A 26,092-nucleotide genomic window follows, 5' to 3' on the forward strand; every position below is an offset into this window, starting at 1 on the left:
CGGACAACCCCACCCAAGGATGCATGTCTGGCCCAACGACCCCGCCCCTCCAGCGTCACCGCGAACTGCTTGTCGAGTTCAAGCAACGGCATTGGACCGCCACTTCGAAGGGCCACATCGCGACAGACGACAACTTGATCAGGCAAGCGCACAGGGCCTTGAGGGCCATTACTCATTCACGCCGCGGCGTAGCTCAGCCGGAACAGGTCCTGAGCACGCTCCAGGTCCCGTTCGGTGCGCAGCTGCACCTCCAGGTCGCCCGTGCCGTGGTGACCGAGCCCCGTCACGTCCCGGGTGAATCCGGGCGTGAGATCGACGCTTTTCGGGTCGGCCTTCAGGTAGACGAGCAGCTTGGTCTGCTGGGGCGGGATGACGCAGGCGAAATTCCGCAGCCGCTGGTAGGCGGCGTACTGCTTGCGCTGAACTCGCGTGATTCCATCTCCCAGGCCGCGGAGCGTCTCGTCCGCAGCCACGGCCAGCTCCGCCATTGCGCCGGTCTGCCGCTGGAGCGCCTGTGGCGCGTCCATGTGCGCGTGGCGGCGAGTGCGCCGGTCCGCCGCGCCCGACTTGCCGGTGACGGAGACCACCGTCTCCAGGCTGACGTGGTCGCTGCCGTAGTACCGGTAGCGGACCAGGTCGATGCTGCGACGGTGCTCGCGCACGGCGTGCGCGTCGTAGCGGGTGAAGTCGCCGGCGACACAGATCAGGCGGGGGCGCTCCACAGGACCTGGGCTGCGGTCGGCACTCCGAGCCTGTCGCGGACCAGGCTGTCGAAGGCGCTCCGGTGCCGGGTGAGCCACGACAAGTAGTAAAGGCCCTGGTTGATCACGCCGGCATCCGTGCCGCGCTTGTACTCAACGATGACCGGCGCGCCGTTCTCGTCAATCCCGAGCGAGTCGATCCGCCCGCCGTCGACGCAGTCGATCACGTACTCGCTCGCCAGGAACCGCACCCCCAGCATCGTCTCCATGTGCGCCTCGATAAGGCTCTGCACATCCGCCTCGACGTCAGCAAGACGCGGCATGACCTCAGTCACGCCGCCTTTCGTCGTGTGGAACAGCTTCACCCGACACCTCCCCCTCCTCGGTACGGAGATCATCAACGCCGAGCCGGGTCAGGATTGTTTCCGCGAGAGGCTTCGGGCGTGTGAAGGTGGTGTGAGAAGCTACGTGCGGGCCGCCGTGAGGCATCCTCGTCCCACGGTTCCCAGGGATCGGCAGATCCCACATACGTCCCACAGGATCGCGGGACTAGCGCCTGGAAGACTGCCTTTTCGCAGGTCAGTCCCCCGTAGCTCAGCGGATAGAGCACGTGCCTTCTAAGCACCTGCTCTACCGGGCTCCTCACCAACACGGTCGGAACGCCCCCTGAAACAGCCCCAGACCATCTGCACGGCGATCCGGCGCTTTTTAGCAGCACGGGCTTCCTTCGGCAGGCGAGACGCTGACTTACCGCCTATCACACGCCCTTCACATGCTCACAGGGTGACCCAGAATCACGCCCGCGGATCACGGAGCTGAAGCTCGAGGGCAGTAAGAGCAAATCCAGATTCGCCGCACCCTGCGCGACTTCATCCTCAGCTCCCACGACACCGCACGACGCAGTCGAACAGTTCAGCATCGGCAAGCTGGAGAACCTGGGCGCACGCCGCCCCGAGGATTCGACCTGCGGGAACGCCACGACCACCTGGATACCCTGGAATGGGTCAGCGACACGGAGTGCGAGGCGTACGGTCTTGACGCCGCCCGGATTTCCTCACTCCGGCAATGAGCACAGCAATGGCTGGACGACCTCGCCCAGCGCCTGGCCGAGCCGTGCACCGAGGACAACACCCCCGACGGCGTGTGAGCTGAAGCCGAACACGGCCCCGTTACCGCCCGCTACGACAAAGGCCCGGCGCACCTCGCCCTCGAAGTGTGCAGCCCTTTCGCACACCCGTGAGCCGCGCCCCGCCAGGCTCAGGGACGCGGCCCATCGCCCGGGCCCGTCGGCGACGGCGGGGACCGCCGACTCCTGCCACCTTCCGCGGCCGGCCACCGTGGCGAACTCTCCGGGCCCTTGAGTGACTTGGGCCGCCTCCTCATACGCCCCCAGGCCCGGAAGAGAGCCGGAGAGGGAGGGTGATCGCGAACAGGACCAGCCGGTCAGCCAGCTGCGACTACGATTCCGTACAGGTCCGGGGCATGCGCCGGACCCGGCCCGCACCCCGGCGCCCGCCACCGTTCGTGAAGCCCGTCCCCGCCTGTCCCGTACCGGAGGTCCCCAGGTGTCGTCGACTCCCCGGCCGTCCGCTCCTCGCCCCGGTCCGCCGCCGGCCCGTGAGCACTGGTTCCAGCCGCGGCGTTCCGGTTTCCGCTGGGAGCAGGAAGGTCTGGACCACATCCGGCGGCTGATGCCGGCGACCGAGCCGTACCGGGCCTGGGCCACCTTCCAGTTCACCGGCGTCACCGGCCGGGTCAACGAGTGCGATCTACTGATCGCGGTGCCCGGTGGCGTGTATCTCCTGGAGCTCAAGGGACATCCGGGCCGGGTGGTGAACCACGGTGACACCTGGCAGTTCCACAGCGACCGGGTGCGCACGCTCCGTAATCCGCTGCACCTGACCGATCTCAAGGCCAAGGAACTCAAGGCCCAGCTGGAGCGGGCGGCCCGCGCCTCCGGTATCGATCCGCGCAAGGTGCCCTTCATCAAGCCGGCCGTGTTCCTGCACGACGCCGCCCTAGTGAGCGAGCTCGACGAGTTCCAGCGCACCGCCGTCTACGGGCTGAACGGCTCCGAGGGCGGGCTGCCGGGCATCTGGGACGGGCTGCTCGGGCTCCCTCCGGAGCGGGAGAGCTGGCGGGTCACCCCACAGGACAGCGCCCGCCTCGAACAGCTGATGAAACGCGTCGGGATCAGCCACTCCAACGCTCATCTGCGGTACGGAGACGACTGGCGCCTCGAGTCGCGGGCCCTGGACGCGGGCCCTGGGTGGGAGGACCGCCTCGCGGTCCGCGACGACAGCCTGGCCAAGGAGAGCGGCCGGGTCCGGATCTACCTGTCGGGGCAGGACTCGTCCGCCGAACAGCGCACCCGCCTCGACCGTGCGGCCCGTCGCGAGTACCAGGTCCTGCAGGGGATCAACCACCGCGGCATTGTCCAGGCCGTACAGATCCGCGAGCACCAGGGCGGCCCGGCGATCCTCTTCCGGCACCGCGAGGCCGATCTGCGGCTGGACGCCTACCTGAACGCCTATGGGGGCCTCCTCTCCCCCGCGATACGTCTGGATCTGGTGCGCCAGCTCGCCGAGGCCGTGCGGTACGCGCACAATCGCTCGCTCTACCACCGGGCGCTGGCCGCCCGCTCGGTGTACGTCAGCACCCGCGAGGACGGCACGGACCCGACCTTGCGGATCGCGGACTGGCAGACGGCCGCTCGGGACTTCGAATCCAGTTCCCATCTGTCGCTGGCCGACACTCCGCTGGACTCCGGTCTGGTGGCCGACACGGCCCAGGTGTATCTCGCCCCGGAGACGTCTCGGGAGTTCGCCGACCCGGTCGACCTGGACATCTTCGGCCTCGGCAGCCTCTCCTACCTCCTGCTGACCGGGAAGCCGCCCGCCGAGGCACGCAGCTCCCTGGTGGACCGGCTGGCCGCCGAGGGCGGACTGCATCCGTACGCGGTCTCCGACAGCGTCTCGGCCACCCTGGACGACCTGGTCTTCCGTGCCACCGCCTCCGATGTGCAGCACAGGCTCACCTCGGCCGAGGAGTTCCTGCGGCTGCTCGACGCCGCGGAGGCCGAGTTCGCGCAGACCGGACGGTCGGCGGCGGTGACGGTCGACCCGTTGACCGCTAAGGCCGGGCAGTATCTGGACCAGGAGTGGGAGGTCGTACGGGTCCTCGGCACCGGCGCCACCGCCCGCGCGATCCTGGTCGCCCGCCGCACCGAAGAGGGCGCCTACGACGAAGCCTCCCTGCGGGTGTTCAAGGTGGCCCTCGACCGTGAGAAGGACGCCCGTCTCTACGCCGAGGCGAAGGCGCTGCGCGAGGTCGGCGGCAGCCGCATCGTCAAGCTGCTCGCCGACCCGCGTGAGGTGGGCGGCCGCACCGTTCTGGAGATCGAGTACGCGGGCGGGTTCCGTTCCCCCCAGGACCGGGAGCCGGTCAGCCTGGGCTCACGGCTGCGCGGTGAGGGGCGCCTCGGGTACGGGCAGCTGGAGCGGTTCGGCACCGACCTCTTCGACGCTCTGGACACGCTCGCCGCCCGTGGGGTGCGGCACCGTGACATCAAGCCGGACAACCTCGGCCTGTTCAAACGCAACGACGGTTCCTGGCAGTTGATGCTGTTCGACTTCTCGCTTGCCGACGCACCCGACCAGGATCTGCGGGCCGGCACCCGCGGCTATCTCGACCCGTTCCTGGGCAGTAGCCGTCGTTCCCGTTACGACGATCACGCCGAGTGGTACGCGGCGGCGGTCACCCTCTACGAGATGGCCACGGGCGAACGACCGGTGTGGGGCGACGGACAGGTGGATCCGCTGACCGTCGCGGACGCCGAGCTCCATGTCGCTGACGAGCTGTTCGAGTCCGCCCTGCGCGAGGGACTGACCAGTTTCTTCCACCGGGCACTGCATCGAGATCTCGATCAGCGCTACGGCAGTCTGCGTCTGCTGCAGGATGCCTGGCGGGACGTCTTCCGCCGGGCGGACTCGGCCCGGCCCCCGACCACCCCGGCCACGGTGGACCGGCAGGCCGAGGACGTGGAGGACGCCCGGGAACAGGCGGCCGCGGCTGCCGGGCCGAAGACCTCGTTGGACGCGGCGGGGCTCTCGCCGCGGGCCGTCTCGGTGGCGGCCGGTCTCGGGGCCTCCACCGTGGAGGCGCTCCTGGACGTCCCGGCGTACACGATCTCCCGTGCCCGGGGCGCCGGGAACGTGATCCGCAAGGAGCTGAACCGGCGGCGCAAGCAGTGGCTCCAGGAGCTGCGGCAGCGCCCTGCGGGGAGAAAGCCCGTCTCGCTGCCCGCCGACGCCCCCGAGGAGGCGCTGGAATCGGTGGAGACCCTGGCCGCCCGGCTCACCCCGGCGGCGACGACCGGCCGGCGCACCCGGCCGCGGCCGGACGTCGTCCTGGCCACCCTGGGTCTGCCCGGTGCCGCCCTGGCCGAGAGCTGGCCCTCCCAGCCGGCCATCGCCAGGACCCTGAACATCAGCCAGCCGACCGTTTCGCAGCACCAGAGCGCCGCGATAGAGCAGTGGGCCGCACTGCCCTGGCTCGGCCGGGTCCGCGACGAGCTGGTGACGGTGCTGTCCGAGCAGGGCCGGGTGATGACGGCCGCCGAGCTCGCGGCCGAGCTCAGGGTCAGGCACGCCCCGCAGGACGCGGACGACGACACGGACCGCGCGGACCTGCAGGCGCTGGCGCTGGCCGTGGTGCGGGCCGCGGTCGAGGCCGAGTCGCGCCGGCCGGACGAGGCCCGCGGGATCGAGCACGGGGACGGAGACGGGGAGGGCTCCGCTCCTCCGCCCCGGATCGCCGTGCTGCGGCGCGGCGGCAGGGTCCTGCTGGCGCTGGAGGACCTTCCCGGAAGCGACGACCCGACCCCGGTGGAGCTGGCCGATCACGCGACCGAGCTCGGCCACGCCGCCCAGGCCCTGGCGGCCCGCGATCCCCTGCCGGGCAAGGAGGCCGTCCTGCGCGAACTGCGCGCGGTCCCCGCACCGGAGGGGATGGCCCCGCCGGCCGACACCCGTCTGGTGGCACTGGCCGCGTCGATGGCCGGCGGGGTCGGCGTCTCCCCGCGGTTCGAGCTGTTCCCCCTGGACCTCGGTCTGGACCAGGCACTGCGCGTCTCCCAGGCGGCGGCCGGGGTGCGGCGCGCCATCGGCATCGGGGCCGATGACCTGCTGGCCCGACTCCGCTCCCGCTTCCCGGGCCTGGCGGTACTGGCCGACCTCACGTACGTGGAGCTGGAAGAGGCCCTGGAGAAGGCCGGCTTCCCGCTGGAGTACGACCGGGACCGCTCGCTGTTCTTCCCTCCCGCACGCGATCCCGACCGCAGCCGGCCCGCGTACACCGTGACGTCCGTGCCCGGGACCGGCACCCTCTACGGCGACGCGCAGGCGGAGCTAGCCGAGGGGCGCGATCCGCGCCGGATCCTCGCTCTGCGCCTCGACGATGCGCTGCGCCGGGGCGGGTTCCTTGCGCTGACCGTCAGGGGCGCCTACCTTCCGGGCCTCGCCGAGCGGCTGGCCGAGCGCTGCGGTGTTCTCCCGATCGCCCTGGACGACCTGTTCCTCACCGCGCTGCGCGAACTGGCCGAGGAGCAGGGGGTGCCCTGGCGGGCCCTGCTGAAGGCAGACGCCGGGTTCACCGCCACCGGCCTCCTAGGCACCGCCCTGGGCTCCTACACCCGGTTCGCCGCCGAGCGCGTGGCACAGCGGTGCGCGGACCTGGCCGAGCAGGCGGGCCCACGCACTGTCCCGCTGCTGCACCGGGCCGGTCTGGTGGCCCGCTACTGGGAGGCCGGCGGCCGCGAACTCCTGGTCTCCCTGCAGCAGTCGGCCCGCCGCCCGGCCGAGACCCCGCACGGTTTGTGGCTGCTCACCCCGATGGACGACCCGCAGGCCACCCCGGCCCTGGAGGGACGCACGGTGGACGTGGTGGACCGGGTGAGCGAGTGGGTGGTCCTGGAGGGTCTGCCGTTGAGGGAACTTCTCGGCGAGGAGTGAGGGCGGAGGTGAGCGGGGGCGTCAAGGCGCCGGGCCCCTTCCCTAACCCGCCGCCCCTGACGCAAGCTCAACCGCCCACGACGTGCGCGAATTCACCTTTTCGGAGCAGCATCGCCCCTTATGATCAGCGGCGTGCCGGATGACGACGCGAGAGCCCAGGACGCGGTGATGGAGCAGCAGTACGCCCTCGCCGGAGCACGGCATTACCACGATGCCGTCTATCTCTGCGGCGACCAGCGGTGGCCGACCGCCGACCACCTCTTCGGGTTCGCCGCCGAGTGCGCGCTGAAGAGCCTGCTGCTGCGGTTCGCCGTGCACGACGTGTCCACGTACCGCAACGGGAATGCGATGAACCGGGCACGGTGGGTGAATCCCCGGACTGGGAAAGAGGACTGGCTGGGCCACATCAACCAGGTCCTGGGGGCGGCCCCTCTGCTGGCGTACGGCCGCGGAGGCCCCGCGTTCGTGGAGGCCGTCGACCGGCTGAACGTCTTCGCGTCCTGGGACCTGGCGGACCGCTACCGGGACGGCAGACAGGTCTCCGACTCGGTCGTGGCCAGCCGCCAGGAGGCCGCGCGCCTCGCCCTCTCCTTGTACGAGCTGTACGAGCTCACCGGAAGGACCTCATGACCGCGTACGACTTCCCGGTCCGCTTCGACAGTTCCCGCCCGATCGCGTTCGGGATCGCACGGGACGTGGCGGAGGAGGGGTACGACGTCGTACTGGTACGGGACGTGCTCGGCCGGTTCACTCTCATCGTCGATGACGACAGCAAAGGCGTGGATGCCGGGCAGCACGACCGCTGGTCGGCGACCCTGCACGACCGGCTCGGTCCATACTGCGGCAAGCGGCGGATCCTGCTGAAGTCCCGGATGTTCTCGGCAGACGCCTTGCTCAGGTCTCCTCGTGCGATCAACGTCCCCGACGGGTCCACCTCCGTCGGCTCTGTCCGGTTCCTGGACAACACCGTGGTCGGCGAGAGCTGGACCCAGGTCTCCACGCCGTCCGCACCGAAGATCGGGCCCCGCACCCACCGCACCGCTCTGTACGGCTTCAAGGGCGGCGTCGGCCGTACCACGGCGACCTCGGTCCTCGCCCGCGCCCTCGCCGACACCGGCAAGATCGTGCTGGTGATCGACCTGGACCTGGAGTCGCCGGGTATCGGCCCGCTGCTTCTCGGGACGGGGCGGTTGTGTCGCCACGGTGTCGTCGACCACCTCGTGGAGGCGGCTCTCGGCAACGAGGGGGGCCTGGAGATCGTGGCCAGGTCGGGGTACGAGCCGCGCAATCGGGGCGAGTTGTGGATCGCCCCGGCTCGGGGGGCGGGCGACGACACGCCCAACGCCTACGTGGACAAGCTCAACCGTGTCTACGCCGATTCCCCAGGCGCGAGTTTCGCGGACCGCCTGGAGGCGACCGTCCGTGCCTGCGAGGAGGCGGTGGAGAAGGGCGACAGCGGGCGCCGCCCCGATGTGGTGCTGCTCGACAGCCGGGCCGGCATCCACGACGTCGCTGCCGTGACCATCTCCCGGCTGTGCGACCTCGCGCTGCTCTTCGGCGCGGACAACGCGCAGACCTGGTCGGGGTACCGGGACCTCTTCGAGGCGTGGGCGGCGTCCGGGCAGGGCCCGGACATCCGGCACAAGCTCCGCATGGTGGCCTCGATGGTGCCGGACTCGGTCCACCACCCGATGGAGATCTACCTGAGATCCTTCCGGCTGAACTCCTACGATTGCTTCTCCACGCTCTACGACGAGGTCATGGCCGAGGAACCGCAGCAGGCGGATTCCGGAGAGGGGCCTTCCGGCGGTATCCCGTTCGCCCCGTCCCCGGAGGACGACTCCGCTCCTCATCACCCGGTCCCGATCCTCTTCGAGCCGGGCCTGGTCGGCATGAACGTCCCGGACTCCCCGCAGTGGCAGGAGCGAGTCTTCGTACGGGCCGCGTACTTTGAGTTCCTCGCGACGGTCGTTCCGCTGGTCCTGGCCGACCCGGTCGACGGGAACGACGACGAGGAAGAGACGGGATGACCGAGCCGCTGAGCGCCGACGCCTACCGCGATCTGCTGTCGAGGGCGCTGGAGGGCACGGTCGACGCGGACACCCGGCGGCCGGACTCGCACTCGCTGTACATGCCGGATCTCCACCGGTCCGCCCTGTACGTGGACTCCACGGTGGTCGAGGGCGGCCGGGGTGACGGGAAGACCTTCTGGGCGCGGTCCCTCCTCGACCCGGTCCTGCGGGCAGCGGCGGCGGCCGAGTACCGCATCAACCGGCTCAACAAGCTGCGGGTCTTCCCCGGTTACGGCCAGGACGTACGGTCGGACTCCTATCCCGGCCCGATGGCGCTGCCGCGCCTGGTGGACGGTGGCGCTACGCCGGAGGAGATCTGGTACGCCGTGCTGCTCACCGCGCTCGGGCAGCCGGAGCTGTGTGCGCTCACCGAGTGGGGCGACAAGCTCTCCTGGCTCCGGGCGAATCCCGGTCCGGCCGACCGGACCATCGAGGAGGTGGACGCGCGGGCCTTCGCCGAGGACGTGGTGCATCTCCTGGTCTTCGACGGCCTGGAGCATCTGCACCCCGATCAGCGCGTCGTGGACCGGCTGATCGCGGGACTGCTCAGGGTCGCCCAGCGGATGCGCTTCGGCACGCGCAACATCCGTTTCAAGGTGTTCCTGCGCCCCGACATGTTCGAGGCCGCGAAGCAGCTCTTCCCCGATGCGTCGAAACTGTCGGGGAACGCGGCGGAGCTGACCTGGTCCCGTACCGATCTGTACGGGCTTCTCTTTCATCATCTAGGCAACGAGGGCAGCGCGGACGCCGAGCGGTTCCGCCGGATCACCGGCGGCTGGGAGAGCACGCAGGGGCTGGACGGGGTGTCCGCCCGGCACGTCCCGCCGATCGCCCTGCGCAACGACGCCAAGGCCCAGACGGAGCTGTTCGAACAGATCGCCGACCCGTACATGGGCAGCAACGTCCGCCAGGGACGCCCTTACACCTGGCTGCCCAACCACCTCATGGACAGCAAGGACCGGATCAGCCCGCGCAGTTTCCTTAAGGCCCTGTCCGAGGCGGCCGAGGTCACCCGGCCGGGGCACGACCGTGCGCTGCACCACTCCGCCATTCACAGCGGGGTGCGCGCGGCGTCCAGGGTGCGGGTGGACCAGGTCGGCGAGGACACCCCGTGGGTCAGCGCGGCGATAGAGCCGCTGTCCGGCTGCCAGGTGCCGATCGCCCAGGGGAAGATCATCGAGAACTGGCAGGAACACGATCTGCCGAGTGAGCTGCGCCGGGACTCCGCCCGCTACACCCAGCACGACCGGCCCGAGCTGGTCGTCACCGGCCCCCGCCACCCCGACGATCTGCCCCGGCTGATCCAGGAGCTGGTCGACCTGGGCGTGATGCGCCGGCGCGACAAGGAGCGGGACGAGCACGCGCTGCTCGACCTGCCCGACATCTACCGCCTCGCCTTCGGCCTCGGACGCAAGGGCGGCATCCCGCTGACCGGCCGCAGGTAGCGGCCGGTACCGGACACCGACCTGGCAGGATGGACGGACCCGCGAGGACGAGCGACCTCGCGGGACGAAGCTCCGGAGAACCAGGAAGACGAGGTGCCGCCCGTGCCCCCCGAGGACGCACGCACGCCCGAGACCACGGAGGCGGCCACCGCCTCGCTGGACCGTGACGTGCTGCTGAAGGATCTGCAGAAGCAGGTCGCCCTCCTGGTGGAGGACCTGCGGGAGCGCGAGGCGGAAGACGGCGAGGCGAAAGCGGCCCTGACCGCCGAGTACCAGCGTGCTCTGGGCGCGGAACGCACGTCCCTGCGGTACGAGGGCTGGCTGGACGAGCGTCTGGTCCAGATCGCCTCCGCCTGGGTGCTCGCCTGCGTCTTCGTCCGATTCTGCGAGGACAACCGCCTCGTACGGGAGGCCCGGCTGTCCGGTCCCGGCGAGCGGCTGGCCGAGGCCCAGGACAACCACGACGCGTTCTTCCGCCGCCACCCCGAGAAGAACGACCGTGACTGGCTGCAGGAGTCCTTCCGGGCGCTGGGCCGCGAACACGAGATCACCGGGGGCCTCTTCGACCCCGCCCACAACCCGCTGTGGGAGCTGAATCCGTCCTACACGGCGGGGGCCCGGCTGCTCGCCTTCTGGCGTGAGCGCGGTGCCGACGGCACCCTGCGCCACGACTTCACCGACCCCGCTCTCGACACCCGCTTCCTCGGCGACCTCTACCAGGACCTGTCCGAGCACGCCCGCAAGACCTATGCCCTGCTCCAGACCCCGGACTTCGTCGAGGAGTTCATCCTCGACCTGACTCTGGAGCCGGCGGTGGAAGAGTTCACCCTGGAGCCGGTGTGGAAGCACCGCCCGGTGAACTGGGACGGCGAGATGTACGACACCCACGACCCGGAGAATCCGGAGGTACGGGGTCTGCGCTGCATCGACCCGGCCTGCGGTTCCGGTCACTTCCTGCTCGGGCTCTTCCGCCGGATTCTCGCCAAGTGGCGCGAAGCGGCACCCGGCGAGGAGGACTGGCTGCTGATCCGCCGCTCCCTGGAGGCGGTGCACGGAGCGGACAAGAACCCCTTCGCTGTCGCCATCGCCCGCTTCCGGATGCTGGTCGCCGTGGTCCAGGAGTGCGGAGTCAGGACGATCTCCGCCGCCCCCGGAGTGCCGATCAACATCGCGGTCGCCGACTCCCTGCTGCACGGGCGCGAGGCCGGCCGGAAGACGGACGCCACCCTGGACGACGCCGAGCGGAACGACGAGGTCTTCACGTACCGGACGGAGGACGTCCAGGACTACGTCAAGCGGGTGGACCTGCTCGGGCGCGGCTCGTACCACGTGGTGGTGGCGAACCCGCCGTACATCACGGTGAAGGACCCGTTGGAGAACGCGAACTACCGCAAGGCGTACTGGACTTGCTCCGGGAAGTACGCGCTGTCCGTGCCCTTCGCCCAGCGGATCTTCGAGCTGGCGGTCCGGGCGGGCGGATCGGGGGTTGACGGTGGGTTCACCGGGCAGATCACGGCGAACTCCTTCATGAAGCGGGAGTTCGGGTCGACGCTGATCCAGTCCTTCTTCCACGGGGGGCCCTACCGGGACCCGGGCACCCGGCGCATGGACAACTACATGGGCGTCGACCTCACCCACATCATCGACACCTCCGGGGCGTTCATCCCCGGCCACGGCACGCCGACCGTCATCCTGGCGGGCCGCCACCAGGTGGCCCGGCAGGGCCGGCCGATCCGGGCCGTCCTGGGCGTCCGGGGCGAGCCGGAACAGCCGAAGAAGGGTTACGAGGCGAACGGCAAGGTCTGGCAGGCGATCGTCTCGCAGTGGCGCAAGCCGGGGAGCGAGTCGGAGTGGGTGAGCGTGGAGGACGCGGAGCGGGCGCGGTTCGCGGAGCACCCGTGGTCGCTGAGCGGGGGTGGGGCGGGGGATCTGCTGGAGCGGATCGAAGATGCTTCGGCAGCCCGCTTGAGCAGCGTCGCCGAGTCGTTGGGGATTACTTCGTTCACGCTTGAGGACGATCTTTATCTACTGCCGACGAGTGCGGTGAAGACCTCCGGCATTCCGGAGGAATGGACACGCCCCATGGTCACCGGAGATCTCCTCCGAGACTGGAACAGCGGAGAGTTCGAAGCCGCCCTGTTCCCGTACTCACCGGAGTTCGAACCAATTGACGTGGAGGGCATCGAACCTCTGCATCATTTCATGTGGCCAAGCCGGACCAGCGTCTCGAACAACATCCTCTTCGGCGGGAAGACCAAGGTCGAGGGCGGTCTGAAGTGGTCGGAGTACGGACGGCTGACCACGAGCAAGCTGCGGACGCCACTGACGATCGCGTACGGCGAGGTCGCCACGCACAATCACTTCGTGCTGGACCGGGGCGGGAAGGTGTTCAACAGGACCGCTCCGGTGATCAAGCTGCCCGAGGGGGCGAGCGAGGAGCGTCATCTTGAGCTGCTCGGGCTGCTGAATTCTTCGACTGTCTGTTTCTGGATGAAGCAGGTAAGCCATGTCAAGGGTGGCAGTGGTATCGGCCGTGGCGTTCAGGACGAAGCGTGGGAGAACCGCTTCGCTTTCAATGGAACCCGGCTGCAGGAGTGCCCGCTCCCTGAGCATTTCCCGCTCACCCTGACACGCGAGATCGACTCACTCGCTCTACAATTGACCGAAAACGACCCATCTAGCCTTACAGCCGCCGCACCTCCTTCCCGTGCCTCCCTGGACGAGGCCCGCTCCGAGCAAGACCGCATTCGCGCCCGCATGATCCTCCTCCAGGAGGAGCTGGACTGGACCGCGTACGGGCTCTACGGACTCCTCACCCCCGAGGAGGTCGAACGGACCACCCTGTCCGGCAGCCCCGACACGCTGACCGACGCAGACGTGCCCCAACTCGCCCTGGGCCAGCGCGCATTCGAGATCGCCCTCGCCCGCAACAATGCGGAGACCGCCTGGTTCACCCGGCACCACTCCACCCCCACCACCGAGATCCCCGCCGACTGGCCCGAGTCCTATCGCCGCGTCGTCGAGGCCCGCCTCGACCTCATCGCGCACGACAAGGACATCCGCCTCCTTGAGCGCCCCGAGTTCAAGCGCCGCTGGTCCACCGAGCCGTGGGAGAAGCGGGAGGCCGCCGCCCTGCGGACCTGGCTGCTGGACGCCGCCGAACGCAAGGACCTCTGGTACACGGACCGGGAGGGCTTCGATTCCGCCTGCCCGCTCACCATCTACCAGCTCGCCGACCGGCTCCGCCACGACGAGGATGTGCAGACCGTCGCCGCGCTCTACGCAGCCGACCATCTCGGCCAGCGCGAGGCCCGGCTGTCCACGGTCCTCGCCGCCGTCATCAACACCGAGCACGTGCCGCACCTGGCGGTCCTGCGCTACAAGGAGTCTGGGCTGCGCAAGCGCGCACAGTGGGAGGAGGTCTGGGAGCGCCAGCGGGAAGAGGACAAGTCCGCCGAGCGCCTCGACATCAAGGTCCCGCCCAAATACACATCCGCGGACTTCCTCAAGCACAGCTACTGGTCGAACCGCGGCAAGCTCGACGTACCCAAGGAACGGTTCATCTCCTACCCGGGTTCCGCTCCCGACGGCGACCCCTCGCTCCTGATCGGCTGGGCTGGCTGGGACCACCGTGAACAGGCCGAGGCCCTGTCCGGTCTCATCACCGACCGCCTGGAGCAGAACGGCTGGCCCCGCGAGGACCCTCGATACGTGCCGCTCCTGGCCGGTCTCGCCGAGGTCCTGCCCTGGGTCGAGCAGTGGTACGACGCGTACGACGAGGACTGGGGCAGCAACGCGGCAGAGGAGTTCCGCACCGCTCTCAAGATCGGCCTGGAGGCTCGCAACCTCTCTTTCTCCGACCTGCGGGACTGGCGTCCCGAGCCGAAGCGGCGCGGTCACGGGGCGAACTAACCCGGACAGCACGGAGGGGCTGGGTACCTCACTCCTGAGATACCCAGCCCCTCGGCGTCCGTCAGCCGCACCCCGCGTTGCGCAGGAAAGCGGCCCACGCCTCGGCCCCGACGGCGAAGGTCGGCCCTTCGGCCCGCTTGGAGTCCCGCACGTGGACGGCGTCGACGGTAGCGGCGACCTCGACGCAGTCCCCACCGTTGCCCGCGCTGTAACTGCACACCGCTACGGCTCGGAGACGAACGACGCCGTCGCCCTGGTGGTCGCCGAGCTGGCGGCGAACTCCGTCACGCACGGGGCGGTACGCGGGCGAGGCGCGCTGTTGCGGCTGAGCCACGAGCGGGACGGCCTGATCCGGGTGGAGATCAGCGACACCCGGGGCGAGCGCCTGCCCGCCCCGACGCCCTCGACGCCACCGCCGTGGCCGGGCGGGGCCTCGTGATCGTCGAGGCGCTCGCCGAGGACTGGGGGTGCGGCCCCGCAAGGGCGCGCCCGGCAAGACCGTGTGGGCCCCTGCCTCCGCGCTTCCGGAGCCCCTGGCTGATCCGCTTCCTCGTCCCGATCCAGACTCCTCCACCCGGGTGAGCTGGCAGGATGGAGGGGACGCCCGGCCGTGGTGGTGCGGCAGCGCGGGGCGAGAACGCTGTGGGGAGCTGGAACTACTGATGGCCAGGGGCAACGGGACCGTACTGAAGGACGTTCTCGACATCAAGGAGGACGCCCACGCCGGCGACTTCAAGATCGAGCTGTCGCAGGGCTTCTCCGGGAAGTCGGCCGGTTCCATCGCGGAGTACGTGGTCACTCCCCAGCTGGCGAAGGAGTTCGACAAGGCGTTGCGGCTGGTCCGCGACGCCCTGCGGAAGAACACCTCGTACGCCGCTTACCTGCACGGATCCTTCGGCGCCGGTAAGAGTCACTTCCTCACGGTGCTGCACGCCGTGCTCAACGGAGACCCGGCCGCCCAGACCAAGGAACGCCTCGGTGAGGTGGTGGCCGGGCACCAGGAGTGGCTGCGGGAAAAGAAATTCCTGATGGTGCCGTTCCACCTGGTCGGCTACCCCAGCCTGGAGGGGGCGCTGCTCGGCGGCTACGCCGACGCCGTACGCAAGCTGCACCCCGACGAGGCCACCCCCCTGGTCTTCCGGGCCGACTCCCTGCTCGCCGACGCCCGAAACCTGCGCGCCTCCATCGGCGACGAGGCGTTCCTCCGGCTGCTCCCCGCACCCAGGTCGCAGAAGGCCTCCGTGCAGCCCGCCGCCCCGGCCGACGGGGACGACGCCCCCGAGCTGCGGCCGATCGGCGCCGCCCCCGCCCAGGGCTGGACGGCCGCCGCGCTCGACGCCGCACTCGACGCCCCCGCCGGCGACCCGGGCCGCGACCAGCTGGTCACCGCGCTGTTCGACGGCCCGATGAAGTCGTACGCGGGCAGCACCGGCGGCGAGGAGGGGGCGTACATCCCGCTGGACGACGGGCTGAGCGAGATCAGCAAGCACGCCAAGCGCCTCGGCTACCAGGGTGTGGTGCTGTTCCTGGACGAGCTGGTGCTGTGGCTGCAGGCCAAGATGTCCGACCGCACCTTCATCAACGAGCAGATCCAAAAGACCGTCAAGCTGATCGAGACCACCAACCCCGACCGGCCTGTGCCGATCATTTCCTTCGTCTCCCGGCAGCGTGACCTCTCCCAGCTCGTCGGCAAGGACGTCCTCGGCTCCGACGTGGACAACCTCAACCAGGCCCTGAAGTACCTCGAAGAGCGCTTCGAGGTGATCAATCTGGAGGACCGCAACCTCCCGGAGATCATCAAGGAGCGGGTCCTGAAGCCGCGCGCCGGTCAGGAGGCGGTCCTCGACGCCGCGTTCGCCGGTATCGACCGGACCAGCCAGATCGTGAAGGACGTACTCCTCGACGGGGAGGGCGCCACCGGCTCGCGCTGGGAGGACTTCAGGTCGGTGTACCCGCTCTCCCCGGCCCTGCTCAACGTGCTGGTCGCCCTGTCCGGAGCGCTCCAGCGCGAGCGCTCAGGGCTGAAGCTGGTGCAGCAGCTCATGGAACTCAATGCCGACACCGAGCTCGGCAGCCTGATTCCGCTCGGCGACCTGTGGGACGTGCTGATCCACGGCACCGGCACCGCCTTCACCGACAAGCTGAACCAGGAGTCGGAGTCCGCGATGCGGTTCCACGCCAAGGCCCGGGCGCACCTCCTGGAGAAGTACGGCTCTCCGGACAACACCGACTTCCGGGCCGACGAACGCTTCGTCAAGACCCTGCTGCTTGCCGCGCTCGCTCCCGAGGTGCCCGCGCTGCGCCAGCTCACCGGCACCCGACTCGCCGCGCTCAACCACGGCTCGGTCCGCTCCAGGACCGTCCCGGTCGGCGAGCGGGTGCGAGAGCGGATGAAGGCCCTGCAGCTGGAGTTCCCCGCCGAGCTGCGCGCCGAGGGCGGGGACGACCCGGTCTTCTCCATCCACCTGTCCGACCTCGACGTCGAGCCGATCCTGGACGCCGTGGCCGGCGAGGACAAGACCGGGGTCCGCCAGACCTGGGCACGGGAGCGGATGCGGCAGGAGCTGGGACTCGGCAAGGGCCCGGAGCAGTTCCTCGACACCAAGAAGATCGTCTGGCGTGGTTCCGAGCGCACCGTGGAGTTCTTCTTCGGATCGGTCCACTCCCCCGTCAGCATCACCGATGAACAGTTCACCGCCTCCGAACAGGGCCGCATCAGGATCGTCTTCGACTACCCCTTCGACGAGAGCCTCCGCCGCTCGCCCGACGACGCCTACCACCGGGTCCAGAGCCTGATCAACAGCGGCCACGAGGCTCCCGTCCTGGTCTGGCTGAGCGACTACCTCTCCGAGCAGCGCAAGGCTCAGCTGGGGCGGCTGATGCGGATCAACTTCCTGCTCGAACGCGACCGGCTCTCCGAGTACACCCGCAACTTCCTGCCCGAGGAGCGGACCAAGGCCCGCAACCAGCTGGAGCGGGCCCGGGAGACGCTCACCGAGACCCTGGCCGGCGCACTGAGCGAGGTCTACGGCCTCACTCAGGCCAAGGAGGGAACCGTCGGCGCGGAGGTGACCGACGGCCGGCACCTCCTGTCCCTGCAGCCCGAGCACCCGCGCCCGCAGCCCCCGGCGAGCAGGCAGTTCCCGCAGGCGGTGGCCCAGCTCGCCGACGGACTGTTCTCGGCGATGTACGACAAGCACCCGGACTTCGGTCCCGGCACCGGCTCCGTACCCAAGGCAGTCAGTCAGAGCGAGCTGACCACCGCCCTGAAGTGGATCACCCTGGCGCTCGGCGAGAGCGACACCCGCATCGAGGTCGACTCCAAGGACCTGCGGGCCGTCAAGCGGGTCGTGGAGCCCCTGGACCTCGGCACCGTCCACGAGGGGCCGTTGCTCCTGAAGCGGGAGTGGTGGACCCGCATCAACCAGGTCGCCTCCCTCAACGGCCAGAAGGACGCCACCGAGCTGACCGCCGAGGACATCCGCCGCTGGATCACCCGTCCCGCCGAGGACAAGGGACTGGGGTACCGCGGCCTCGACAAGCAGATCACCAATCTGCTGATCGCCGTCTACGCCCTGCTCGACAACCGCACCTGGGAGAAGTACGGTGCCGTCGAGGCGGCCCCCGCACTGGACGAAATCGGGCCCGGGTGGGCGCTGCGTGCCAAGGAGATGCCCGGCGAGGAGGAGTACGCGGCGGCCCGGACCCGGGCCGGACGGCTGTTCGGCGTCCCCGCCAAGCCCGCCCTGTTCGCCCGCAACGTCCACGAGCTGGCCGCCGGCGTCCACGCCAAGGCCTCCGCATACGAGAAGAGCGTGGGAGACGTCCGGTCCGTCCTCAAGCGCCACGCCTCACTCCTCGGCCTCGACATAACGGAGCAGGCCCCGCGCACCGAGGACTTGCACACCGCCGCCGCGCTCCTGGCCCGGCTCGTCCGGCACGGCGACGACCCCACCGCCCTCGTCCGCGAACTGGCCGCCCTGTCGTACGAGACACCGGACCGCGATCTCTCACACACCATGGACAGCGCCGCGGAGCTCGCCGCGGCCCTGGACAGCACCGACTGGGCGCTCCTCGAACGTGTGCGCAAGCTCAGCGCACGGGACGACACCGTGGGCGACCGGGCCCAGCGGTTCCTGGACCGCATCACGGAGGCCGCCCGGGCCACGGAGCTGGAGCGGTCCCTGATTCCCGTGCTCAAGGAGGTCCGCGAGAGCGCCCACGCGCTGATGGACGTGGCCCTCCAGCTGGAACCGCCCGCCCCCGCCCCCGGCCCGCAGCCGCCGGTGGACGCCGAGCAGGTCACCCTGTCCCAGCACGGCATCCCGCCGGTGCCCTCGAAGCTGCCCGCCCCCGGCCCCTCCCAGCAGCTCCGCATCCCGCCGGCCGACGAGCGCTCCGGTGACGACAGCAGGCCGGAAGACCGTCTTCCGGCCGCCCCGCACGTCGTGGACGCCGGCCCCTCCGGAGCCGCTGAGCTCCCCCGGAAGCTGACCGCCGTACGGGAGGAGATCGAGGCCTACCGTGCCGCACACCCGGACGCGGCGGTGCGGATCGTCTGGCAGGTTGTCGGCGACGGCACCGTACAGACGGGGGAGGGCGAACAGGGATGAGCACCACCCGTCCCGTCGCCAGCCGCCGGGCCGTCGAGGTACTCCTGGAGACCGAGCTCGCCCGCGCTCCCGGCTGCCGGCTCGTCCTGGTCGACGCCGTCTGGGACAGCGCGGACAAGGACACGGAGTTCACCGTGCGGGTCGGGACCGGGCACCGCCGGGTCCTCGTCACCGACCAGGACTCCCTGCTCGGCATCGCCGACGCCTGGAACCGCCACCTCGCGCAGGCTGAGGACGGTACCGGTGACGACCGTGTCCTCGTCGTCACCGGTACCGTCCCGCCCGACCAGCTCGGCTGGGACCTGCGCGCCCACGCGCCGCACCGGCGGCCGCTGCCCGTGAACCGGACCGAGATCGTCGCCCAGATCTTCGGGGCGGCCGACCTCGACCCCCGGATGCTCGGCGAGCACTGGCTGCTCGACGCCCTCCTGGCGGCCGAACCCCTCGACGGCTGGCCCCGCACCAGTGGCGTCCTCACCCGCGACCGGGCCGTACGTGCCCTGCTCGCGGCCCGGCTCGGCCTCGGCGACACCGAGGCCGACACCCTGGACCTGGACGCCGACACCCTCTTCTCCTGGACCCGCGGCGCCTCGGGCCCCGCACGATTCGCCGCGCTGTCCGAGGACGAGCGGCGCGGTCTCGGCGAATGGCTCGGCCGGGCTGCCGGAGAAGCGGCCCCCATCCTCCTCACCCTGGCCGCCGAAGGACGGGGCGCCGACGCTCTGCCGCTCGGCGCACTGGCCTCCGCCGCCCTCGCCTCGTCCCGGTCCGAAGCCGCTGTCTTCGCCCTCGGCTCGCTCTTCGGCAGCGCGCTCACCGCCTTCGACCGGCTGAAGCCCTTCGCGGAAGCAGCCACCGGGGTCCTCACCCGCTGGACCGCGCAAGCGGAAGGCGGCGGGGCCCAGGCCGACCAGGCCCGGCACCGGCTCCTCGGCGTCCTCGAACGCGCCGACCGACTGGCCGCCGGAGCCCGGCTCGACACCCTGATCACCTCGGACCGCCTGCTGCCCTCCGGCTACCGCGGCCGGCTGCGCGCCCTGGCCACCGCCCTCACCGAGGGTGCGCACGCCAGGAGCGGCGATGCGGCCGGAGACGCCGAATCAGCATTGAACGACCTCGCCGCGCACCAACTGGCCGCCGTGTACGGCCACTCGACCGAGACCGCACACACCGCGGTCCGCCTGCTGCGCCGACTCGCCGTGCCCATGCCCGCCCTCTCCCACGTCGGCCAGGCCGTACAGGAACATCTCACCGACACCGGCTGGGTCGACCTGGCCGTCGGCATCCTCGCCGAGGGCGACGAATCACCCGACCCGGTCATCGGCGAGGCCTACCGGCGGCTCATAAGAGCCGTACGGGAGCGCCGGTCCGCCATCGACGAGGCGTTCGCCGCGCTGCTCGCCCGCTGGACCGACAGCGCGGCCCAGCAGGCCGACGGGGGCGCCCTGCTCATCGAGGACGTGCTGGCCCGGGCCGCGGCCCCGCTGGCCCGCGACGGCGGCCGTCCGCTGATCGTCGTACTCGACGGAATGAGCGCGGATGTCGCCGTCCGTCTCGCCGGCGAGCTGGACCGGCGGGTATGGACCGAAATCGTCCCTTCCCCCGGCAGGGGCGCCCTCCCCGCCCGGCAGGCGGCGGTCTCGATGCTGCCTTCCATCACCCGGGTCAGCCGGGCCTCCCTGCTGTGCGGGCGGGCCTCCGAAGGCGGGCAGGACGCGGAGCGCTCGGGGTTCGCCGCCTTCTGGCGCAAGCGTCACCGGGAGGGCCGGCTCTTCCACAAGGGCAGCTTCGAAGGCGCGGCCGGGCACCGCCTCGCCCCCGAGTTCGTCGAGGCGCTCGCCTCGGACGAGGTGGTCGCGGTCGTGGTCAACACCATCGACGACGCGCTGTCCAGCGGCCGGGAGGGCACCAGTGGACGCTGGGGACTGCGCGACATCGGCAAACTGCCCGACCTGCTGAACGCGGCCCGCGACCACGGTCGCCCCGTCCTCCTGGTCTCCGACCACGGACATGTCATCGACCGTACCGACCGCGGGAACCTGCCCCTCCAGGTCACCGGCGTCAAGGGAACCCGCTGGCGTACCGGCACCCCCCAGGACGGGGAGGTGTCGCTGAGCGGGCCGCGCGTCCGGACCGACAGCGGCCGCGCAACCCTGGCCTGGCGCGACGACATCCGCTACACCGCACGGCAGGCGGGCTACCACGGCGGTGCCTCACTCGCCGAGGTCACCGTCCCCGTCATCACCCTGATCCCGGCCGAAGGAGTCGTGCCGTCGGGATGGATCCTGCTGCCCTCCGAGGCGACCGAACCCGGATGGTGGAACTCCTCCTCGGGGGCGGGTCCCGCGCCGTGGCACACCCGGACCACGGATGCCGCCGCCTTGGCGAGAACCACGGACCCAGGACCGGAGACGACCGACAGCCCACCGAAGGCCGCCGGACGACAGAAGGCCGAGCGGGTTCCCGCCACGGCTGCCTCCGGCTCCCCTGTTCCGGTCGCACTCCGGGCCGTCGACGTGGACGCCGCTCCCCGCCCGCTCCCCCGGACGAGCCTGGGCGAGCACGTCGTGCGCAGCCTCCCGTACAAGGCACAGAAGGAGTTCGTACGTCTGGCTCCCGGTGAGAAAGCCGTCGCGGCCGTCCTCGACGCACTGGTCGCAGCCGGCGGGAAGCTCTCGCCGGGTGCGGTCGCCGACGCCGCCCGGGCCGCCACCGGCAAGTCCCAGCGCAACCCGGAGCGCTTCGCCACCGTCCTGGAGCGGCTGCTCAACATCGACGGCTATCCCGTGCTCCGGCTCATCGAGTCCGGCCGCACCGTCCAGCTCGACAAGGCCCTGCTCCAGGAGCAGTTCCTGGGAGGCGGCCCCGCATGACCCGGCCGACACCCGACATCAGCACCGCGCGGCGCCAGGACGTCCTCGACGCACTGCGGCGCGGCACCGTGCCCCAGGCGGGACTCGGCCTGTTCGCCGTCGGCCTGACCCGCTTCGAGGCGGCGCTCGACGACAACCTGGACACGGTCACCCGCGGCGGCTCCGCCTTCCACGCCCTGCGCGGCGAGTACGGCTCGGGCAAGACCTTCTTCGCCCGCTGGCTCGCCGAGAACGCCAAGCGGCGCGGGCTCGCCGTCAGCGAGGTGCAGATCTCCGAGACCGAGACCCCCCTGCACCGCCTGGAGACCGTCTACCGCAAGCTCACCGAACGCCTCACCACGGCCACCCACCAGCCCTCCGCGCTGCGGGCGGTGATCGACTCATGGCTGTACGCCCTGGAGGAGGAGGCACTCGCATCCGGTGAGATCGAGGACGACGACGAGGGCGGCCTCGCAGCCGCGGTGGACGAGCTCCTGGAACTCCGGCTCGCCGCCGTCGCCCGCACCACCCCGGCCTTCTCCGCCGCACTGCGCGGCTACCACCGGGCCGTGGCCTCGGGGGACGGGCCGCAGGCCGAAGCGCTCATCGCCTGGCTCGGCGGACAGAAATCCGTGGCCGCCGCCGCCAAACGCTCCGCCGGAATCCGCGGCGACCTCGACCACTTCGGCGCCCTGGGATTCCTCCAGGGGCTGCTGACCGTCCTGCGCGACTGCGGGCATCCGGGCCTGCTGCTCGTCCTCGATGAAGTGGAGACCCTGCAGCGGGTGCGGGGCGACGTACGGGAGAAGTCCCTCAACGCGCTGCGCCAGCTCCTCGACGAGATCGACAGCGGCCGGTTCCCCGGGCTGTTCCTCGTCATCACCGGTACCCCCGCCTTCTACGACGGGCCGCAGGGCGTCCAGCGCCTCCCCCCGCTGGCCCAGCGCCTGGCCACCGACTTCACCACCGACCCCCGCTTCGACTCCCCGCGGGCCGTGCAGCTTCGCCTGCCCGGATTCGACCTGGCCTCACTCGGCGAACTGGGCCGCAAGGTCCGCGAGATCTACGCGGCCGACGCCCGCCGGCCCGACCGTCTCGCCACCCACGCCGACGACACCTACCTGGAAGAGCTGGCCCGCTCGCTCACCGGATCGCTCGGTGGCAAGGTCGGCATCGCACCCCGCCTGTACCTGCGCAAACTCGTCGCCGACGTGCTGGACCGAATCGACGAGTTCGACGACTTCGACCCACGCAAGCACTACGCCCTCACCCTGGACAGCGCCGAACTCACTCCCACGGAACGCAACGCGGCCGGCGCCGACGACATCGAGCTGGAACTGGAACCGTTCGAGGACACCGCATCCGAGCCGAGTACGGAATCGAAGTCGTCATGACGGTCCCCCCGGCCCCGGCCGACGTCTTCGACCTGCTCGACCCGATCCTCGGACACCACGTCGTCAACACCCTCGGCTGGCGCGGGCTCCGCCCGCTGCAGGCGGAAGCCGTCACACCGCTGCTCGCCGGTGAGGACGCCCTCCTGCTTGCCCCCACCGCCGGAGGCAAGACCGAGGCCGCAGTGTTCCCCCTGCTGACGCGGATGAACCAGCAGGGCTGGACGGGCACCGGCGTGCTCTACCTCTGCCCGCTCAAGGCACTCCTGAACAACCTGGCGCCCCGGATCGACGGCTACGCCCAGTGGGTGGGACGCCGAGCCGCCCTGTGGCACGGGGACACCCCCGAGTCCGTACGCCGCCGTATCCGGACCGATTCCCCGGACTTCATGCTCACCACACCCGAGTCCCTCGAAGCGATGCTCATCAGCGTCAAGACCGACCACACGCACACGCTGGGCCGGGTGCGCGCCGTCGTAGTCGACGAGGTGCACGCCTTCGCCGGGGACGACCGCGGCTGGCACCTGCTCGCCGTACTCGAACGCCTGGAACGGCTGACCGGCCACCGCATCCAGCGCATCGGCCTCTCCGCCACCGTCGGTAACCCCGACGCCCTGCTCACCTGGCTCCAGGGCGCGAGCCCCACCGGCCGGCCGGGCCGGGTCATCGCCCCGGGTGTCACCCTGCCCGCCGGTGACAACACCTCTGGTTCCGGTGGTCTCCCCCGCCCCGACGGAGACGTCGAACTCGACTACGTCGGCTCGCTGGCCAACGCCGCCAAGGTGATCTCCGCCCTGCACCGCGGCGAGAAGCGGCTGGTCTTCTGCGACTCCCGCAAGCAGGTGGAGGAGCTCGGCGCGGCTCTGCGCGCCCGCGAGGTCACCGTCTTCCTCTCCCACGCCTCCCTCTCCACCGACGAACGCGCACGCTCCGAGCAGGCGTTCGCCGAGGCGCGAGACTGCGTCATCGTGTCCACCTCCACCCTGGAACTCGGTATCGACGTCGGCGACCTCGACCGAGTCGTCCAGATCGACTCCCCCGGCACCGTCGCCTCGTTCCTACAGCGCATCGGCCGCACCGGACGCCGCAGCGGCACCACTCGCAACTGTCTCTTCCTCGCCACCCGGCCCAGCAGCCTGCTCCAGGCCGCCGGCCTGCTCACCCTGTGGTCCCGCGGCTGGGTGGAGGCCGTCACTCCGCCGCCCTCTCCCCGCCATCTCGTCGCCCAGCAACTCCTCGCCGTCACCCTGCAGGAGCACCGCATCGGTGACCGGCTGTGGCCCAGGCAGTGGAACGGCCTAGCCCCCTTCGACCGGTCCGCCGCGCCACTCCTCTCGCACCTTGTCTCCGAAGGTTTCCTCAACAACGACGGCGGCATGCTGTTCATCGGCCCCGAAGCCGAGAAGCACTTCGGGCGTCGGCACTTCATGGAACTGACCGCCTCCTTCACCGCGCCTCCCGAGTTCACCGTGCTCGCCGGACGTACCGAGATCGGCACCACCGACCCCGCTGTCCTCACCGAGGAACGACAGGGGCCGCGCAGGCTGCTCCTGGCCGGCCGCAGCTGGCAGGTCACCTTCATCGACTGGGCCCGACGCCGCGCTTTCGTCGAACCGGTCGAGGACGGGGGCGTCGCCAAGTGGCAGGGCAGCGAGGCCCGCGGCCTGTCGTACACGCTCACCCGCGCGATGCGCGAAGTCCTGCTCGGCACCGACCCCGGCGTCAAGCTCACCCGCCGCGCCACAGCGACCCTCGCAGAACTCCGCATGGACCGTGCACCCCACGAAGTACACCCGGCGGGCACCCTGTTGGTCCGCGACGCGGACGCCGCCCGCTGGTGGACCTGGGCCGGCTACCGCGCCAACGCCACCCTCGCATCTTCCCTGGGCAACCTCGCCGACCCGGTGCAGCGCCTTACCGACACCCACATCCGGCTGCGCCAGGACCTCTCCCCCGCAGACTGGAAAGTCGCCCGCGCCGAACTCCCCGATTCCCTCACGCTGCCTACCGTCGACCCGCGGGCTGTCCGCGGCCTGAAGTTCTCGGTGGCTCTTCCGCCCCGCATCGCTACTGCCACCCTTGCCGAGCGACTCGCCGACTTTGATGGTGCCCTCGCTGCTGCCCGCGAGCCTGTACGCGTGGAATGGGGCGCCTGATGATCAAGCCCACGGCCCTCCGGGCCTGACCAGTAGCCGACCATGCGCTCAGAACGCGCTCTTTACCTCGCACGGCCAGTCAGAGATGTCCGCGGGGATGCTGGCATCGTCGCGTAGAAGTAGCGAAGCGCGTTCTTGCGCAATCGCGCGCATCTCCGTGGCGGTGGCGAGCGGCGACCGGATTAGCTTGGCGCGATGTGTACCGCGGCAGGAGTCTGAAGCAATCAAAACCCTGCCCCGCTGCTCTGGTTCGGCCGACACCACGACCTTCCACAGCGCCGTACGCAGGCGGCGGGCCTGGATCGGTGTGATCGGCCGGCCAAGATAGCAGGGGCCGCTGTCACCCTGATACGAGATCCCGGCAAACCGTGCAGGGCGTATTGAGGAAAGTAGTAGTGAGCGTGCCCATGCTCCGACCAGAGCTTCCCACCCAGTTCGGCTGCGTTCTTGGCGAGACTCACGCCGCTACCCCTCGTTCGCCGTTGGTCGGGCTCGCTCCGCATTGAAGCTTGCCCTTGATGTTGGACACCTGGAGACTGGGACGTGAGGTTCCAGAGGAAGTAGTGCCAGGTGGGAAGCAAGAGCAACCGCAGCAGGCGGTACACGGAGGAGTTCAAGCGCGACGCGGTCGCGCTGGTCCGGGCCTCCGGCAGGACCGTCACCGAGGTGGCCCGGGAGATCGGGGTCAGCGCCGAGGGGCTGCGAAACTGAGTCAAGCAGGACACGATCGACCGCGCGCAGGGGGCGCCGGGTGAGCTGACGAGCGCGGAGCGGGAAGAGCTGGGTCGACTGCGGCGGCAGAACCGTGAGCAGGCCGAGACGATCGAGGTGCTGCGAAAAGCGGCGGTGGAGTCAATCGGTTGATGCAACAGCTGCCGCGAGCCTACCAGCGGGAGTTTCGAACCCGAGGGTCTGCCGGGGGCGGGTGTTCAGCTTGAG

Annotated in this window: 12 protein-coding genes and 1 pseudogene; 11 read left to right on the forward strand and 2 right to left on the reverse strand. The window is 70.4% G+C overall.

Features of this window, described 5'->3' with window-relative positions:
- Positions 1 to 176 precede the first annotated feature (176 nt).
- Positions 177 to 1,024: pseudogene (locus ACWD04_RS32255) on the reverse strand (transporter).
- Positions 1,025 to 2,266: 1,242 nt separating this feature from the next.
- Here ACWD04_RS32255 and pglW point away from each other — a divergent pair.
- The 5 genes from pglW to pglX all read left to right on the forward strand — a co-directional run bounded on the left by pglW (position 2,267) and on the right by pglX (position 14,141).
- Positions 2,267 to 6,712 (forward strand): BREX system serine/threonine kinase PglW, encoded by a 4,446-nt coding sequence (gene pglW, locus ACWD04_RS32260; protein ID WP_451137291.1) that lies wholly within the window; start codon positions 2,267 to 2,269, stop codon positions 6,710 to 6,712.
- A gap of 132 nt (positions 6,713 to 6,844) precedes the next feature.
- The gene (locus ACWD04_RS32265) at positions 6,845 to 7,342 is read left to right on the forward strand and encodes a hypothetical protein (protein ID WP_215039600.1); all 498 of its coding nucleotides are present in this window, start codon (positions 6,845 to 6,847) and stop codon (positions 7,340 to 7,342) included.
- Entirely contained in the window at positions 7,339 to 8,742 is a 1,404-nt protein-coding gene (locus ACWD04_RS32270) for a KGGVGR-motif variant AAA ATPase (RefSeq protein WP_451137292.1), read from the forward strand. The genes ACWD04_RS32265 and ACWD04_RS32270 overlap by 4 nt, the downstream gene beginning before the upstream one ends.
- A complete protein-coding gene (locus ACWD04_RS32275; protein WP_451137293.1) occupies positions 8,739 to 10,229 on the forward strand; it encodes a hypothetical protein in 1,491 nt (496 codons plus the stop codon). Before ACWD04_RS32270 ends, ACWD04_RS32275 begins: the two co-directional genes overlap by 4 nt.
- Before the next feature lie 102 nt (positions 10,230 to 10,331).
- Positions 10,332 to 14,141 carry a BREX-2 system adenine-specific DNA-methyltransferase PglX gene (gene pglX, locus ACWD04_RS32280; protein ID WP_451137294.1) on the forward strand — a complete coding sequence of 1,270 codons (3,810 nt, stop codon included), beginning with the start codon at positions 10,332 to 10,334 and terminating at the stop codon, positions 14,139 to 14,141.
- Positions 14,142 to 14,202: 61 nt separating this feature from the next.
- Here pglX and ACWD04_RS32285 read toward each other — a convergent pair whose 3' ends face one another.
- A complete protein-coding gene (locus tag ACWD04_RS32285; RefSeq protein WP_451137299.1) occupies positions 14,203 to 14,361 on the reverse strand; it encodes a DUF397 domain-containing protein in 159 nt (52 codons plus the stop codon).
- Here ACWD04_RS32285 and ACWD04_RS32290 point away from each other — a divergent pair.
- The 6 genes from ACWD04_RS32290 (at position 14,293) to ACWD04_RS32315 (ending at position 25,864) form a co-directional block, all read left to right on the forward strand.
- The gene (locus tag ACWD04_RS32290) at positions 14,293 to 14,580 is read left to right on the forward strand and encodes a hypothetical protein (RefSeq protein WP_451137300.1); all 288 of its coding nucleotides are present in this window, start codon (positions 14,293 to 14,295) and stop codon (positions 14,578 to 14,580) included. The two genes, ACWD04_RS32285 and ACWD04_RS32290, sit on opposite strands and share 69 nt — an antisense overlap.
- Before the next feature lie 223 nt (positions 14,581 to 14,803).
- Positions 14,804 to 18,754, forward strand: coding sequence for a hypothetical protein (locus ACWD04_RS32295; RefSeq protein ID WP_451137295.1), 3,951 nt, complete (start codon positions 14,804 to 14,806; stop codon positions 18,752 to 18,754).
- A complete protein-coding gene (gene pglZ, locus ACWD04_RS32300; protein ID WP_451137296.1) occupies positions 18,751 to 21,627 on the forward strand; it encodes a BREX-2 system phosphatase PglZ in 2,877 nt (958 codons plus the stop codon). Before ACWD04_RS32295 ends, pglZ begins: the two co-directional genes overlap by 4 nt.
- Positions 21,624 to 23,000 carry a BREX system ATP-binding protein BrxD gene (gene brxD, locus ACWD04_RS32305; protein ID WP_363142855.1) on the forward strand — a complete coding sequence of 459 codons (1,377 nt, stop codon included), beginning with the start codon at positions 21,624 to 21,626 and terminating at the stop codon, positions 22,998 to 23,000. Before pglZ ends, brxD begins: the two co-directional genes overlap by 4 nt.
- The gene (locus tag ACWD04_RS32310) at positions 22,997 to 25,153 is read left to right on the forward strand and encodes a DEAD/DEAH box helicase (RefSeq protein WP_451137297.1); all 2,157 of its coding nucleotides are present in this window, start codon (positions 22,997 to 22,999) and stop codon (positions 25,151 to 25,153) included. The genes brxD and ACWD04_RS32310 overlap by 4 nt, the downstream gene beginning before the upstream one ends.
- 570 nt (positions 25,154 to 25,723) lie before the next feature.
- Positions 25,724 to 25,864 (forward strand): transposase, encoded by a 141-nt coding sequence (locus tag ACWD04_RS32315; protein ID WP_451137298.1) that lies wholly within the window; start codon positions 25,724 to 25,726, stop codon positions 25,862 to 25,864.
- Positions 25,865 to 26,092: the final 228 nt, after the last annotated feature.

The sequence above is a fragment of the Streptomyces sp. NPDC002911 genome (genome assembly GCF_053591835.1).